This window comes from Micromonospora sp. WMMA1363 (genome assembly GCF_030345795.1).
GTDB lineage: Bacteria > Actinomycetota > Actinomycetes > Mycobacteriales > Micromonosporaceae > Micromonospora.
The window spans coordinates 4,083,433-4,097,917 of the sequence record NZ_JAUALB010000001.1 but is presented as its reverse complement, the minus strand read 5'-3'; the positions used below and the strand labels follow the sequence as shown (position 1 = coordinate 4,097,917).

13 protein-coding genes are annotated in these 14,485 nt (G+C 70.9%); 9 read left to right on the top strand and 4 right to left on the bottom strand.

The features are described 5' to 3' along the window. Positions 1–7: 7 nt before the first annotated feature. Positions 8–1,837 (bottom strand): ABC transporter, encoded by a 1,830-nt coding sequence (locus QTQ03_RS19075; protein WP_289279230.1) that lies wholly within the window; start codon positions 1,835–1,837, stop codon positions 8–10. Between the two features lie 197 nt (positions 1,838–2,034). Here QTQ03_RS19075 and dnaK point away from each other — a divergent pair, with 197 nt between their 5' ends. The 5 genes from dnaK (at position 2,035) to QTQ03_RS19050 (ending at position 6,767) form a co-directional block, all read left to right on the top strand. Then, complete coding sequence (dnaK, locus tag QTQ03_RS19070; RefSeq protein WP_289279229.1) at positions 2,035–3,915, top strand: molecular chaperone DnaK; 1,881 nt, start codon at positions 2,035–2,037, stop codon at positions 3,913–3,915. Positions 3,916–3,962: 47 nt separating this feature from the next. After that, positions 3,963–4,715: a nucleotide exchange factor GrpE gene (gene grpE / locus QTQ03_RS19065; RefSeq protein ID WP_289279228.1), complete on the top strand. Its 753-nt coding sequence runs from the start codon at positions 3,963–3,965 to the stop codon at positions 4,713–4,715. Between the two features lie 83 nt (positions 4,716–4,798). Then, the gene (gene dnaJ, locus QTQ03_RS19060) at positions 4,799–5,956 is read left to right on the top strand and encodes a molecular chaperone DnaJ (protein ID WP_289279227.1); all 1,158 of its coding nucleotides are present in this window, start codon (positions 4,799–4,801) and stop codon (positions 5,954–5,956) included. Positions 5,957–6,004: 48 nt separating this feature from the next. Beyond that, on the top strand, positions 6,005–6,445 hold the full coding sequence (locus tag QTQ03_RS19055; RefSeq protein ID WP_289279226.1) for a heat shock protein transcriptional repressor HspR: 441 nt from the start codon (positions 6,005–6,007) through the stop codon (positions 6,443–6,445). A gap of 124 nt (positions 6,446–6,569) precedes the next feature. Continuing rightward, entirely contained in the window at positions 6,570–6,767 is a 198-nt protein-coding gene (locus QTQ03_RS19050; protein ID WP_289279225.1) for a hypothetical protein, read from the top strand. 115 nt (positions 6,768–6,882) lie between these two features. Here QTQ03_RS19050 and QTQ03_RS19045 read toward each other — a convergent pair whose 3' ends face one another. From QTQ03_RS19045 to QTQ03_RS19035, 3 genes are all read right to left on the bottom strand, one after another. Continuing rightward, positions 6,883–7,314: a hypothetical protein gene (locus QTQ03_RS19045; protein ID WP_289279224.1), complete on the bottom strand. Its 432-nt coding sequence runs from the start codon at positions 7,312–7,314 to the stop codon at positions 6,883–6,885. Positions 7,315–7,504: 190 nt separating this feature from the next. Continuing rightward, positions 7,505–8,710, bottom strand: coding sequence for a cation:proton antiporter (locus QTQ03_RS19040; protein WP_289279223.1), 1,206 nt, complete (start codon positions 8,708–8,710; stop codon positions 7,505–7,507). Between the two features lie 5 nt (positions 8,711–8,715). After that, on the bottom strand, positions 8,716–9,216 hold the full coding sequence (locus QTQ03_RS19035) for a cation:proton antiporter regulatory subunit (protein ID WP_289279222.1): 501 nt from the start codon (positions 9,214–9,216) through the stop codon (positions 8,716–8,718). Between the two features lie 185 nt (positions 9,217–9,401). Here QTQ03_RS19035 and clpB point away from each other — a divergent pair, with 185 nt between their 5' ends. From clpB to QTQ03_RS19015, 4 genes are all read left to right on the top strand, one after another. Then, positions 9,402–11,993: an ATP-dependent chaperone ClpB gene (gene clpB, locus QTQ03_RS19030; RefSeq protein ID WP_289279221.1), complete on the top strand. Its 2,592-nt coding sequence runs from the start codon at positions 9,402–9,404 to the stop codon at positions 11,991–11,993. Positions 11,994–12,154: 161 nt separating this feature from the next. Next, the gene (locus QTQ03_RS19025; protein WP_289279220.1) at positions 12,155–12,451 is read left to right on the top strand and encodes a hypothetical protein; all 297 of its coding nucleotides are present in this window, start codon (positions 12,155–12,157) and stop codon (positions 12,449–12,451) included. Positions 12,452–12,520: 69 nt separating this feature from the next. Continuing rightward, positions 12,521–13,423: a hypothetical protein gene (locus tag QTQ03_RS19020; protein ID WP_289279219.1), complete on the top strand. Its 903-nt coding sequence runs from the start codon at positions 12,521–12,523 to the stop codon at positions 13,421–13,423. Positions 13,424–13,577: 154 nt separating this feature from the next. Beyond that, entirely contained in the window at positions 13,578–14,354 is a 777-nt protein-coding gene (locus tag QTQ03_RS19015) for a hypothetical protein (RefSeq protein ID WP_289279218.1), read from the top strand. Positions 14,355–14,485: the final 131 nt, after the last annotated feature.

Sequence of the window (14,485 nt, the reverse complement as noted above, 5' to 3'; positions counted from 1 at the left end):
ATGTTGCTCACCGCGGCCCGGCCCCTTCGGTCGGCGCGTCCACGGCGAAGCCGCTGCGACGCCGGGCGAACTCCACTCGGTCGGCGGCCCGGCGCAGCGACTCGGCGGTCTCCGCGGCCGGCCGCGCCGCGGCGGTCCGGGTGAGGTAGCGCGCGGCCTCCTCGTCCAGCAGCGCCCGCACCCGCGCCAACAGGTCCGTCCGGGCTTTGTCGGCCAGCGTACGCACCGCCTGGTCGCCGAAGATGGCCTGGAGCACGGCCTGCCCGGCGACCGTCGTGCCGGCTCCGGTGGCGACCTCCAGCCCGGTCGGAATGAACGCGGTCGACGCGAACACGGCGATCATGACGGCGAGCCCGGTGGCGTTGACCGCGTACGCGGCTGTCCGGGCCATGAAACGCTTGTCGTCGCCCTCGGTGCGCACCAGGTCCAGCACGCCGCGCTGCCAGTCGCGGATCAGCCGTTCGGCGCGGTCGGGCAGTTCGGGCGACGGGTGGGCGAGCGCTGGGTCGAGCAACGCCGCCCCGGCGGGATGGGCCCGCCACGCGGTGTGCGCGGTTTCCGCCGCCTCCGAGGCGACCCCGCACAGCAGCGTCACCAGCTGGGACTCGATCGCGACGCGCAGCCCGGCGGCCGGCGCCGGGCGACCGGTCACCGCGGCGGCGAGTCGGTCCCGCAGGCGCCCGAGGCGGGCCTCCAGGGTGCGGAGGAGTTCGCCGGTCCCGACGAACTCCTGCCAGCGGGCGAGGACCTCACCGCGCAGCAGTCGCCCGTCGGAGAGCCCCTGCTCGACGGTGCGGTGGGCGCTCCGGTAAGCGGCGGCGACCCGCTCGTCGAGCGTGTCGGCGGTGACGACCTGCTCGTCGGCCGCCTCGGCGAGCCCTTCGACGGTCGGGTGGAGGGTCGCGAGCGTGCCGTCCAGGGTCTGCCGGACGACGGCGGCCCGGGCGTCCGCGTCGGCGGCGAGCCGGGCGAACCAGTCGGCGAGTGGCGCGGTGACCTGTACGGGGAGCAGCCCCTGCCCGTCGACCCAGGTTTCCGGGAGAACAAACAGCGGTGTCGCGCCGAGGCCCTGCTCGGCGAGCATCTCGGACAGGTGGGCGGTGACCTCGTCGCCAGCCCCCGGCGGTACCCGGTCGAGCACCATGGCGATCACCGTGCCCCGGGACCGCGCGGTGCGGAGCACGTCCCAGGGGACGGCGTCGGCGTACCGGGCGGCCGTGGTGACGAAGAGCCACAGATCGGCGGCCGCGAGGAGTTGACCGGCCAGGGCCCGGTTGGCGTCGACCACAGAGTCGATGTCGGGGGCGTCGAGGAAGGCCAGCCCGGGCGGGAGTGCCGGTGCGGTGACCACGTGCAGGGCCCGCGGGTCCTCGCTGGGCGAGTTGGTGCGGGTCAGGCCGGGCAGCAGCGCACCCTGACGGAACCAGCTCGAGTCGGCCGGGCTGCACACCAGCACCGGGGAGCGGGTCGTGGGACGGAGCACCCCGGCGGCGCTCACCCGGGCTTGGACCATGCTGTTGACCAGGGTCGACTTGCCGGCACCGGTGGACCCACCGATCACCACGAGCAGCGGGGCGTCGAGCCGGCGGAGCCGGGGCAGCAAATAGTCGTCGAGCTGGTCGGTGACGGCCCGCCCGGCCCGGCGGGCGACCTCCGCCGAGGGCAGCGGGAGCGGGAAGCGCGCCGCGCCGATCGCGGCGCGCAGGCCGGTCAGCGCGGTGGGCAGGGTGTCGTCCCCGGTGCTGGTGTACGGGGTCTCACCGGAACCGGTGGGGCCGGTGCGGGCTGCGACGGTCGGCACGGCGGGTTCGGTGGCGGAATCGCCGTGCGTCGTCACCGCTAAAGCGTGCCCGACCGATGCATGGGAAGACAACCAGACGGTAATAACCGAGGTGGGTTGCGTCGGGTCGGCTCAACCTCACTTGACGTTTGGCGAAGGCGTGGCACTATTGAGTCCAGTTCACTCAACTTGTGGTGGGTGCGCCGCGGGCGGTGCCCGTCACCTGCTCAACCGAACGAAGCGAGGAAGCGAAGATGGCACGTGCGGTCGGTATCGACCTCGGCACGACGAACTCCTGCGTCAGCGTCCTGGAGGGCGGTGAGCCCACCGTCATCGCCAACGCGGAGGGCTCGCGGACGACCCCGTCGATCGTCGCGTTCGCCCGTAACGGCGAGGTGCTCGTCGGTGAGGTCGCCAAGCGTCAGGCGGTGACCAACCCGGACCGGACGATCCGTTCGGTCAAACGGGAGATCGGCACCAGCTGGTCCGTCGACATCGACGGCAAGAAGTACACGCCGCAGGAGATCTCGGCCCGCACGCTGATGAAGCTCAAGCGGGACGCCGAGGCGTACCTGGGCGAGCAGATCACCGACGCGGTGATCACCGTCCCGGCGTACTTCAACGACGGCCAGCGCCAGGCCACCAAGGAGGCCGGTGAGATCGCCGGCTTCAACGTGCTGCGGATCGTCAACGAGCCGACCGCGGCCGCCCTGGCGTACGGGCTGGACAAGGGCTCCAAGGAGCAGACCGTCCTGGTCTTCGACCTCGGCGGCGGCACCTTCGACGTGTCGCTGCTGGAACTGGCCGAGGGCGTCATCGAGGTCAAGTCAACCAGCGGTGACAACCACCTCGGTGGCGACGACTGGGACCAGCGGATCATCGACCACCTGGTGAAGACCTTCCGGGGCGAGCACGGCATCGACCTGTCCCAGGACAAGATGGCGATGCAGCGGCTCAAGGAGGCGGCCGAGAAGGCGAAGATCGAGCTGTCCGCCGCCGCCACCACCAACATCAACCTGCCGTACATCACCGCCGGTGCCGCCGGCCCGCTGCACCTCGACGTGACGCTTAGCCGAGCCGAGTTCCAGCGGATGACGCAGGACCTGCTGGACCGCTGCAAGGGCCCGTTCGAGCAGGCCGTGAAGGACGCCGGGATCAAGATTTCCGACGTCGACCATGTCATCCTGGTCGGCGGTTCGACCCGAATGCCGGCTGTGACCGACCTGGTCAAGCAGCTCACCGGCAAGGAACCCAACAAGGGCGTCAACCCGGACGAGGTCGTCGCCGTCGGCGCCGCGCTCCAGGCCGGTGTGCTCAAGGGCGAGGTCAAGGATGTCCTGCTGCTCGACGTGACCCCGTTGAGCCTGGGCATCGAGACCAAGGGCGGCATCTTCACCAAGCTGATCGAACGCAACACCACGATCCCGACCAAGCGCTCCGAGGTCTTCACCACGGCAGACGACAACCAGCCGTCGGTGCTGATCCAGGTCTTCCAGGGTGAGCGCGAGATCGCCGCGTACAACAAGAAGCTCGGCACGTTCGAGCTGACCGGCCTCCCGCCGGCGCCGCGCGGCGTACCGCAGATCGAGGTCACCTTCGACATCGACGCCAACGGCATCGTGAACGTCCACGCGAAGGACCTCGGCACCGGCAAGGAGCAGAAGATGACCATCACCGGCGGCTCGTCGCTGCCGAAGGATGACATCGAGCGGATGCGCCGGGACGCCGAGGAGCACGCCGAGGAGGACAAGCGGCGTCGCGACGAGGCGGAGACCCGGAACCTGGCTGAGGCGCTCCAGTGGCAGACCGAGAAGTTCCTCGCCGAGAGTGGCGACAAGCTGCCGACCGAGTCCCGCGACCAGCTCAACGAGGCGCTGGGCGAGCTGCGTGGCGCGCTCGGCGGCCAGGACATCGAAAAGATCAAGTCGGCGCACGAGCGGTTGGCCCAGGTTTCCCAGCAGGCCGGCTCCTTACTCTACGGCCAGCAGCAGGGCGAGCAGGCGGGCCAGCCGGGCGCCGGGGCGACCGGTGGTGCGCAGGCCGGTGGTGCGCCTGGTGGTGCGCAGGCCGGTGGTGCGCCCGGTGGTGCGGACGACGTGGTCGACGCGGAGATCGTGGACGAGGACAAGAAGTGACAGCCCTCCTCGGACACGCACTCCACGCACAGGGATGAGGTAACCGAATGACGGAGAAGCCACGAGCCGCCGGCCCGGGCAGCACCGGGGCGGCGCCGGGTGGCTCCGCTTCCCCCGGCGAGGCCGGTGCGGAGTCGCGGGTCGTCATCCGTAACAACCGCAAGATCATTGATACTGCGGGGTCCGACGGGGCCGCCGCCGACGCCGGGTCGGACGTCCCGGCGGAGGGACTGGTCGAGGAGGCCGAGGTGGTGGTCGACGAGATCCAGGTCGAGACCGCCGCGGGGGACGACGGCATTCCGGCCGGCCCGCCGGTGGTGGATGCCCCGGCCGAACCCGTCGACGCCGCCGCCGCGACCTCGCTCGGCGCCGAACTGGAGGCGTTGCGCACCGAACTCGACGAGCGGACCCGGGATCTACAGCGGGTGTCGGCGGAGTACGCCAACTACCGCAAGCGGGTCGACCGGGACCGAGGTCTGGTCACCGAGCAGGCGACCGGCGCGGTGCTCGCCGCGCTGCTGCCGATCCTCGACGACCTGGACCGGGCTCGCGAGCACGGCGACCTGGTCGGTCCGTTCGGCTCGGTGGCCGAGCAGCTCACCGCCGCGCTCGGCAAGTTCGGGTTGACCCCGTTCGGTGAGAAGGGCGACCCGTTCGACCCGACCCGGCACGAGGCGGTGGCGCACCAGACCTCGGCCGACGTCACCGAGCCGACCTGTGTGCAGGTGATGCGACGGGGCTACCAGATCGGCGAGCGGTTGCTGCGGCCGGCGCTGGTCGCGGTCGCCGACCCCGAGTAAGTGGTACGACACGATGATCGGATCGTCCCGTCCGCCCGCACCGGGCGGGCGGGACGACCGTTCGGTGGGAAGAGGGCGGACCGGTGAGTTCCAAGGACTGGATCGAGAAGGACTACTACGCCGTCCTGGGCGTGCAGAAGGCCGCCTCCGCTGACGAGATCAAGAAGGCGTACCGGAAGCTGGCGCGCGAGTCGCATCCGGATCACAACGCGGGCGACCCGAAGGCCGAGGAGCGGTTCAAGGCGGTATCCGAGGCGTATTCGGTGCTCGGTGACGAGGCCAGGCGCCGGGAGTACGACGAGATGCGCTCGCTGTTCGGCTCGGGGGCATTCCGCCGTAACGCCCGCGGCGGCCAGCCGTTCGACGTCTCCGACCTGTTCGGCGGCACGGCGGGTGGCGACCAGCGCTTCGGCGGTGCCGGCTTCCAGGACCTGTTCAGTTCGATCTTTTCGGGCAGTGGCGGTGCCGCACCCCGGGGCCCGGCTCGTGGGCGGGACATCGAGGCCGAGGTCGCCCTCGACTTCGACGACGCCGTGCGCGGGGTGACCCTCCCGCTGACGCTACGTGCCCCCGGGGTGTGCGACACCTGCCACGGCAGCGGCGCGAAGCCCGGCACCCAGCCTCGCGCCTGCCCGGTCTGCCACGGTGCCGGCGTGACCACCCGCAACCAGGGGTCGTTCAGCTTCTCCGAGCCGTGTCGCAGCTGTCAGGGCGTCGGCACGCTGGTCGACGAGAAGTGCCCGGAGTGTCAGGGCACAGGCGGGGTGACCAAGACCCGGACGCTCAACGTCCGGTTCCCCGCCGGGGTGGCCGACGGCCAGCGAATCCGGCTCGCCGGGCGGGGTGAGCCCGGCGAGCGTGGCGGCCCGGCGGGCGACCTCTTCGTTCACGTCAAGGTCCGCCCGGACGACCTGTTCGGGCGGACCGGCGACGATCTCACCCTGACCGTGCCGATCACCTTCGCCGAGGCCGTGCTCGGCACCGATCTGCGGGTACCCACGTTCGACGGCGCGGTGACCCTGCGGGTGCCGCCCGGGACGCCCAGCGGACGGGTCCTACGCGCGCGGGGCAAGGGGGTGGCCCGCAAGGACGGTCGGGCCGGGGACCTGCTGGTCACCCTCGACCTGGTGGTTCCGGCGGCGCTGTCGGAGGAGGCGCGGGCGGCGTTGGAGACCTTCGCCGCCCAGAGCTCGCCGGCCGCTCGGGAACATCTCGACGCGCGGGTGCGTCGAGTCAGTTGACCGGTGTTTTCGGTGGCTCGGGTGCGGTACAGGCGGAGGTGATCGGGGATGTCGGACAGATTCATCGGTGCGGATGACCCTGCCTACGAGGCCAAGGTGCTGATGATCTCGGTGGCGGCACGGATGGCGGGGATGCACCCGCAGACGCTTCGCCAGTACGACCGGCTCGGCTTGGTACAGCCGGGCCGGGCGGCCGGCGGGGGTCGCCGGTACAGCGTCCGGGACGTGGTGCTGCTGCGTGAGGTGCAGCGGCTCAGCCAGGACGACGGGATCAACCTGGCGGGCGTGAAGCGAATCATCGGCCTGGAGCGACTGCTGGAGCAGGCGCAGCAGCGGGTGGCGCGGTTGGAGGAGGAGCTGGATGCCGCGTATCGCCGGATCGCCGAGTTGGAGTCGCTGGCCCGCTTCCCGGGCAGCGACCTGGTGCCGGCCAACCGCACCTCCACCGCGCTGGTGGTCTGGCGCCCCCGCCGAAACCCCGAGCGCTGAGACGATCACGGCGTGCGGCCCGGGCCGTCCCCGTTTTCCGGCGGGAACGGGCCGCCCTGACTAGGCTGGCGATTGAGGTCTTCTCAGCTCAATTCAGACCTACCGGCATGGCGAGGGGGAGCGCATGGCGGAATCGGCGAAGAAGGTGGCCGAACAGACCGAGGAACGGCTCGAACAGGTGGCCGAGAACGTCAGGGAGAGATTCGACCGGGTCACCCACGGAAAGTTCCGCGACAAGATCCGCGAAGGGCGGTTCGCCGACTCGGCCGATCACGGCATCGACGAGGGGCGTCGCGAGAGCAGCGACCGACAGGCGCGTTGACCGATCAGCGTCAACTGCGTACGGGCCGGGACCCACGGGGCCGCGACCGTACCCGGAGGATGCCAGGAAGTAGCCGTTACTGGCATCGGGCATCAGACGGCCACCGCCTCGCCGCTCAGGCGAGGCGGTGGTTGCCCCGGACCAAGCCGCCTTCGCACCAGTCGCGGTAGACGAACAGGTCTGGCCGGGCCAGCAGCACCCGGCTGTTGTGCGCCCACGTCCGCATCAGTTCGTCGCCGTCCCGCTCGGCCTGCTCCACCAGCTTGCGGAATCGCCGCTTCGGATGAGCCCGGAAGTTCGTCCGGATCCCGTCCGCGGCGTAGATGTAGAGGCAGTGCAGCGCAAAGCGGCGGGCCGGGCAGGCCGGATCCGTGGCCAGGTCGAAGAGGGTCAGCACCAGCCGGTCACCGGAGACCAGCAGGTCCCAGTCCGGCGGCATGGAGGTCAGTGGCACAGAATCCGGCTGGTAGGCCCACGACCGCAGTTCCGCCGGCGACGGGTCGACCGGGTTGACGAAGCCGTGGAACGTCGACTCCTGCACGCTCACCGGCCAACCTTCCGCTTCTTGCGCGGGCGACGTGCACCCGCGGACCCATCGCTGCTGGGGCGAAACGGTAACCCGCGAGTGCCACCAGCGGTAGACCCCGCGGGAGCAATTCGGCAACCGCTTGGCCTGGCTGACCGTCCTGGCTGAGCGTGGACGTGCAGGTGGGTTGGCCAGCGATGGCCCCCGACCGTCAGTCGGGGACGGGTGCCGGCTGGGCCCGCTGCGCCGCCGCCCGGCGCCGCAGCCAGCCCTTGAACCAGTCGAGGTCGGGCACCCGCGCCAGCATCGGCCCGGTGACTACCGTGATCAATACGTATGCCGTCGCCAGCGCCGCCAACCGCGGCTCGACGCCGCCGGAGGCCACCGCGAGCCCGGCGATGACGATGGAGAACTCCCCGCGCGGCACGAGGGCGAGGCCGGCCCGCCAACGGCCGGGCTCGGCGATACCGGCCCGCCGGGCGGCGAAATATCCGGTGAGCGTCTTCGTCCCCATCGTCACCGCTGCCAGCCCGAGCGCAGGCAGCAGCACCGGCGGAATGTCCCGGGGGTCGGTGACCAGCCCGAAGAAGAGGAAGAACACCGCCGCGAACAGGTCGCGCAGCGGCGTGAGCAGCTCCGTCGCGTGGTGCGCCACCGGCCCGGATATCGCGATGCCGACCAGGAACGCGCCGACGGCTGCGGACACCTGGAGCTTCGCGGCCACGCCGGCGACCAGCAGGGTCAGGCCGAGCACGCCGAGTAGCAGCGCCTCCGGGTCGCCCGCCGACATCACCGACGAGATGAGCCGGCCGTACCGGATCGCCACCACCAGCACGATCAGCACGGTGGTTACCGCGATGGCAAGCGAGATCCCGCCGCCGATCAGACCCGTGCCGGCCAGCACGGCAGTGAGCAGCGGTAGGTAGAAGGCCATCGCCAGGTCCTCGATGACCAGCACGGACAGCACCACCGGGGTCTCCCGGTTACCGAGCCGGCCCAGGTCGGCGAGCACCTTGGCGATGACACCGGACGAGGAGATCCAGGTGATCCCGGCGAGGACGACCGCAGCCACCCAGTCCCAGCCCAGCAGCAGCGCGAAGGCGGCGCCCGGCAGCGCGTTCAGCACCCCGTCGATGAGGCCGGCCGGAGCCGCCGCCCGTAGGTTGCCGATCAGTTCGTTGGCCGAGTACTCGAGGCCGAGCATGACCAGCAGCAGGATCACGCCGATCTCCGCGCCGACCGCGAAGAACTCCTCGCTGGCCTTGAACTCGAACACGCCGCCGTGCCCGAAGGCCAGGCCGGCGAGAAGATAGAGGGGGATCGGGGAGAGGCCGATCCGGCGGCTGAGCCGGCCGAGTAGGCCGAGCAGGAACAGCAGCGCGCCGACCTCGATGAGTAGCGACGTGGTCTCGTGCATCCGCCTCAGCCGTCCGGGTCACCGTCGGCGAAGATGGCGGTCACGCCGTCGAGACCCGCCCGGGTCCCGACCACCACCACCACGTCACCGGCCGCGAAGCGGAACGAGGGGTCCGGAGAGGCAATCACGTCGCCGTCACGCAGCACCGCCACGATCGAGGCTCCCGTGCGGGTACGCGCCTTGGTGTCGCCGAGCCTGCGGCCCACGTACGACGAGCCGGCCGGGATGGCGATCTGCTCGGTGAGCAGACCGGCGGCCTGCTCCCGCAGGCCGGACAGCTGGCCGAGCACCAGCGAGGCGCCGAGGATGTCCGCGAGTGCCTCCGCCTCGTCGTCGGTCAGCGGAATGTCGGCCTGGCACGAGTCGGGATCGTCGGGGTCGAAGAGGACCAGGTCACGACGGCCGCTGCGGTGGGAGACCACCCCCAGTCGGCGGCCGGATTCCGTCACCAGATCGTGACGTACACCGATCCCCGGTAGGGAGGTCTGTTCGACACGTACTCGCACCTGGGCAAGGCTACCCATACCCGCAGTTGGGGCACCTCGGCAGGGCGGCCCCTCCCGGGGGGCTCCCGGTGTCGTTGCCGGTATACCGGTCGATAGTGATCCAGATCACGTTCCTGAAGTTGAGCGGAATAGGCTCAACTCTGGGAGTGTCCTTGCTAGTGGACACGCCGACCCCGGGGGAGCCCATGAACACCGAACGTCTCACCACCAAGAGCCGCGAGACCATCACCGGTGCCGTCGCACTCGCCAACCAGCGGGGCCACGCCACAGTGGAGCCCTGGCACCTCCTGCTGGCGCTGCTGGACACTGAGGGTTCGACCGCGGCCGGCCTGCTGCGCGCCGTCGGGGCCGACCCCGCCGAGCTGCGCCGGGTCACCCAGCGGGCGGTTGACGCGCTACCCGCCGCGCGCGGGTCCAGCATTGCCGAGCCGACGCTGGCCCGCGAGTTCGTCAACGCCATCGGCGCCGCCGAGCAGATCGCTCGGCCGCTCGGCGACGAGTACACCTCAACCGAGCACCTGCTCGCCGGTCTGGCCCGGGTGGGCGGTGGGGTCTCCACCGCGCTCAAGGGCGCCGGAGCCACCGACGAGGCACTGGTCGCCGCGTTTCCGATCGTGCGCGGTGGGGATCGGCGGGTCACCACCGCCGACCCGGAGCAGACCTACCAGGCCCTCGCGAAGTACGGCGTCGACCTGACCGCCAGCGCACGCGCAGGCAAGATCGATCCGGTGATCGGCCGGGACTCGGAGATCCGCCGGGTGATCCAGGTGCTGTCCCGGCGTACGAAGAACAACCCGGTTCTGATCGGCGAGCCGGGCGTCGGCAAGACCGCCATCGTCGAGGGCCTGGCCCAGCGGATCGTCGCCGGTGACGTGCCCGAGTCGCTGCGGGACAAGAAGCTCGTCTCGCTCGACCTCGGCGCGATGGTGGCTGGCGCGTCGTACCGGGGGCAGTTCGAAGAGCGGCTCAAGTCCGTCCTGGAGGAGATCAAGAACTCCGACGGGCAGGTCATCACCTTCCTCGACGAGCTGCACACCGTCGTCGGGGCCGGCAAGGGCGAGGGCTCGATGGACGCCGGCAACATGCTCAAGCCGATGCTGGCCCGGGGCGAGCTGCGGATGGTGGGCGCTACCACGCTGGACGAGTACCGCGAGCACATCGAGAAGGACCCGGCACTGGAGCGCCGCTTCCAGCCGGTGCTGGTCGGCGAGCCGACCATCGAAGACACCATCGGCATCCTGCGCGGTCTCAAGGAGCGGTACGAGGTGCACCACGGCGTACGGATCACCGACGCCGCACTGGTCGCCGCCGCGTCGCTGTCGGATCGCTACATCACCGACCGGTTCCTGCCGGACAAGGCGATCGACCTGGTCGACGAGTCCGCGTCCCGGCTCCGGATGGAGATCGACTCCCGGCCGGTCGAGGTGGACGAGATCGAGCGAGCGGTGCGTCGGCTGGAGATCGAGGAGATGGCGCTGGCCAAGGAGCCGGACGCCGCCTCCGCCGAGCGCCTGGAACGGCTGCGCAAGGAGCTGGCCGACAAGCGTGAGCAGCTCACCGCGCTGTCGGAGCGCTGGCAGCTGGAGAAGAGTCACATCGCCAAGCTCTCCACCGCAAAGGAGGAACTGGAGCGGCTCAGCGGCGAGGCCGAACGTGCCGAGCGCGACGGTGAGCTGGAACGCGCCGCCGAGCTGCGGTACGGGCGCATTCCTGCGCTCAGGGCCGACCTGGCAAAGGCCGAGGAGGAACTGGCCGGGCTGCAAGCCGACGGCGCGATGCTCAAGGAGGAGGTCAGCGCTGACGACATCGCCGCCGTGGTGGCCTCCTGGACCGGCATCCCGGCCGGCCGGCTGCTCGAGGGCGAGACGGCCAAGCTGCTGCGGATGGAGGAGTCGCTGCGGGCCCGGGTGGTCGGCCAGTCCGAGGCTGTCGCGGCGGTCTCCGACGCGGTCCGCCGCGCCCGGGCCGGCGTCGCCGACCCGGACCGTCCGACCGGCAGCTTCCTCTTCCTCGGTCCGACCGGTGTCGGCAAGACCGAGCTGGCCAAGGCGCTCGCCGAGTTTCTCTTCGACGACGAGCGGGCCATGGTCCGCATCGACATGAGCGAGTACGGCGAGAAACACTCGGTGGCCCGGCTCGTCGGGGCTCCGCCCGGTTACGTCGGCTACGAGGAGGGCGGCCAGCTCACCGAGGCGGTGCGTCGTCGGCCGTACTCGGTGGTCCTGCTGGACGAGGTGGAGAAGGCCCACCCGGATGTCTTCGACATCCTGCTCCAGGTGCTCGACGACGGCCGGCTCACCGACGGCCAGGGTCGCACCGTGGACTTCCGCAACGCGATCCTGATCCTCACCTCCAACCTCGGGTCGTCGGTGATCGGCGACCTGACGTTGGCCGAGGAGCAGCGTCGCGAGGGTGTGCTGGCGGTGGTCCGGTCGCACTTCAAGCCGGAGTTCCTCAACCGCCTCGACGACATCGTGGTCTTCGCCGCCCTTCAGGGTGCGGAACTGCGGGTTATCGTGGACATCCAGTTGGAGCGGATGCGCCGCCGGCTCGCCGACCGCCGCCTGGGCTTGGAGATCACCGAGCCGGCCCGGGCCTGGCTGGCCGAACACGGCTACGATCCGATCTACGGCGCCCGCCCGCTGCGTCGCCTGGTGCAGTCGGCGATCGGCGACCAACTGGCCAAGGCCCTACTGGCCGGCGGGATCCGCGACGGCGACACGGTCCGCGTCGACCTGTCGGACGCCAAGGACGGCCTGACGGTCACGGCCGCCTGACCGCAGCCCGTGTCGATCATGAGTTTGGCGGCGGTCGAGGGATCTTCGTCAACCTCATGATCAACAGGGTGGGCGCGTATCGGTCGGGTAGGACAGGGGCGTGTCGCGGATCGGGAGGAAGACCGGGCGTCAGCTCGCCGCGGCCCTTGCGGAGCTGCGCCGTGCCGAGATCGTGGCGTTGGGCTGATGGGGACCTCGGCGCGCTGCTGCCGGTGATCGAGGCGTACCAGCGGGTCGAGGCCGCGCTGGCCGACCACCCGGAGGAGGAACGCGGGCAGCTCGACCAGCTGCCGGCCGCCCGGCGGACTGGGTGTACGCGGCCAGACCGGCTGGACCCGGTGGTCGGCCGGGCGGCCTGGGCGGCGCCGCGACCCGGCCGACGTCGCCACGTTCACCGGCTGAAACATGGCCCGCACGAGGGTGCGCGAGTACACCGGGACCGACTCGGCAAATCTTGATCAACTGGCCGGTACGAGCCGGCCGAACGGCTCTGCCGATACGCCCGGCCGACCCGTACGTTGCGAGCCATGACCGCCCCCACCGACGTCCCGGCGCGACCGCCTCGGCCGCGCACCGTCACCGTCGCCGTCTGGCTGCAGCTCGCCTCCGTGCTGGTTCTACTCGGCCTCGTCGCGCTCGTGATCGTGCAGGCCGTCCAGTGGGACGGCCACATCGACCGCGCGGTGCGGGCGGTTCCCGACGTCGACCCGGGCGAGGTGAGCGCCGAGCGGTGGGGCAACGTCACCGGAGCGCTCTTCATCAGTGTGCCGGTCCTGCTGCTGGCGGTCTGGTATGCCGCGACCGCGCGGCCGGTGCACCGGGGCGGGAACGTCGCCCGGATCCTGGTCTTCGTGGGCGCCGGCCTGCAACTACTGGTGTGCCTGGGGCAGGGGTGCCTCGGGGTGGTTTTCCTCCCGATGCTGCTCGCGGGAGCAGGCTTCGACGAGGCGTATCCCGACGATGGTGATCCGCCGGCGGAGTTCTGGGAGGACAGCGCGTTCCTCGATGCCCTGTACGGCACGACCGATCCGTTCGACGCCGTGTTCTTCCCGCTGGGCGTGCTCGGGGCGCTGCTTGTGTTCCTACTGACCGCCGCGGTGGTGCTGCTGCTGGTGCTGCCGCCGGCGCACCGCTGGTTCGTGGCCGCCCGGCCCGTGCCGCCGCCGCTTTCCACCATCCCCGCGCCGTACCTCGCAGCAGAACCGGTCCCGCCCGCCTACGCCCCGCCCGACTACGCCCCACCCGGTTACGTCCCGCCGGGCTACCAGCCGCCCGGTTACTTCACGGTCCCACCCGGATACCTGAGCTGTCCCGACCCCTCCGCGCACGCCCCGTCCGGCGCGCAGGTAGTAGACCCGGGGAGCCCATCCGGCGTAGACACGGAGGTCCGCCGACCCGACGTCCCCGGCTCCTCGTCTGACGATCGCTGACCCGAGCCGGTCGTGGCAGCCAGCCGTGCGGCGTACCGCAGGTAGCCTGCCCGTAGCCGCGTGGCGCGGCTACTGACGACATCGACCGTCGCGCCGTCCCGCCACGTTGGTCCGTACTCGGTACGGTGTGCGCGCGATCTAGGGAAGGAGAATCGTGGTCGACCCCCAGCAGGGACCGGCGCGGGTACGCCCCGCCGTCGTGACGATTTCCAGCTATCTGCTCATCTCCTACGCTGTTCTCTCCGTGATCAGCCTGATCATCGGGCTGACCACCATCAACACGTACCGGGACGTCTTCCGCGACGCGTATGCCGGCACCGATGCCGAGGGCACCGAGGGTTTCATCGTGTTCGGGGTCCTCGCGGGCAGCGTGGTCAGCCTGCTCTTCGCGATCGGGCTGGTTGTTCTCGCGTTGCTGAACAACCGGGGGAAGAACGTCGCCCGCATCATCACGTGGATCGTCGGCGGCATCGCGCTCTGCTGCTCCGGGCTGGCTCTGGCCGGCACCGCGGCCGGTGGCGCGATGAGCGGCCCCAGCACCGGGGACGCGCCGAGCCAGGAGGAGATCAACCGCCGTCTCGACGAGGCGCTTCCCTCCTGGTACGAGCCGGTGAGTTTGCTGCTCACGGTGCTCGGCATCATCGCCCTGCTGGCGGCGCTGATCCTGTTGGCGCTGCCGGCGGCGAACGAGTTCTTCCGAAAGCGCCAGCCGGCCTGGGAGCCGCCGGTCCCCGGCGCCGCCTACCCGGCGTACCCGTCGACCCTGGACCAGCCCGGCTACCCGCAGACTCCCGGCTACCCGCAGACTCCGGGCTACCCGCAGACTCCGGGTCAGCCGGGTCAGCCGGGTCAGCCGGGCGGACCGGAGCAGGGCGGCGAGTCGCACCCTGGATCCGACCGGCCGGGTCCGACCCCACCACCGGTGAGTTGAGCGCCGGATAGCGACGACGGTCCTCCGGATAGGTCTTGCAACGCAACTCCTAACCGGAGGGACCAGTCGTGTCGTACCCCGACCGACCCCGTCGCCCCGCGGTGGTGGCGGTCGTCGTGCTGCTGGCGCTG

Excerpts from the sequence above, each read along its gene's own strand:
- QTQ03_RS19050 (WP_289279225.1), top strand. The coding sequence starts at position 6,570 with ATGGCGGAATCGGCGAAGAAGGTGGCCGAACAGACCGAGGAACGGCTC.
- clpB (WP_289279221.1), top strand. The coding sequence starts at position 9,402 with ATGAACACCGAACGTCTCACCACCAAGAGCCGCGAGACCATCACCGGT.
- QTQ03_RS19055 (WP_289279226.1), top strand. The coding sequence starts at position 6,005 with ATGTCGGACAGATTCATCGGTGCGGATGACCCTGCCTACGAGGCCAAG.
- QTQ03_RS19020 (WP_289279219.1), top strand. The coding sequence starts at position 12,521 with ATGACCGCCCCCACCGACGTCCCGGCGCGACCGCCTCGGCCGCGCACC.
- grpE (WP_289279228.1), top strand. The coding sequence starts at position 3,963 with ATGACGGAGAAGCCACGAGCCGCCGGCCCGGGCAGCACCGGGGCGGCG.
- dnaK (WP_289279229.1), top strand. The coding sequence starts at position 2,035 with ATGGCACGTGCGGTCGGTATCGACCTCGGCACGACGAACTCCTGCGTC.
- QTQ03_RS19040 (WP_289279223.1), bottom strand. The coding sequence starts at position 8,710 with ATGCACGAGACCACGTCGCTACTCATCGAGGTCGGCGCGCTGCTGTTC.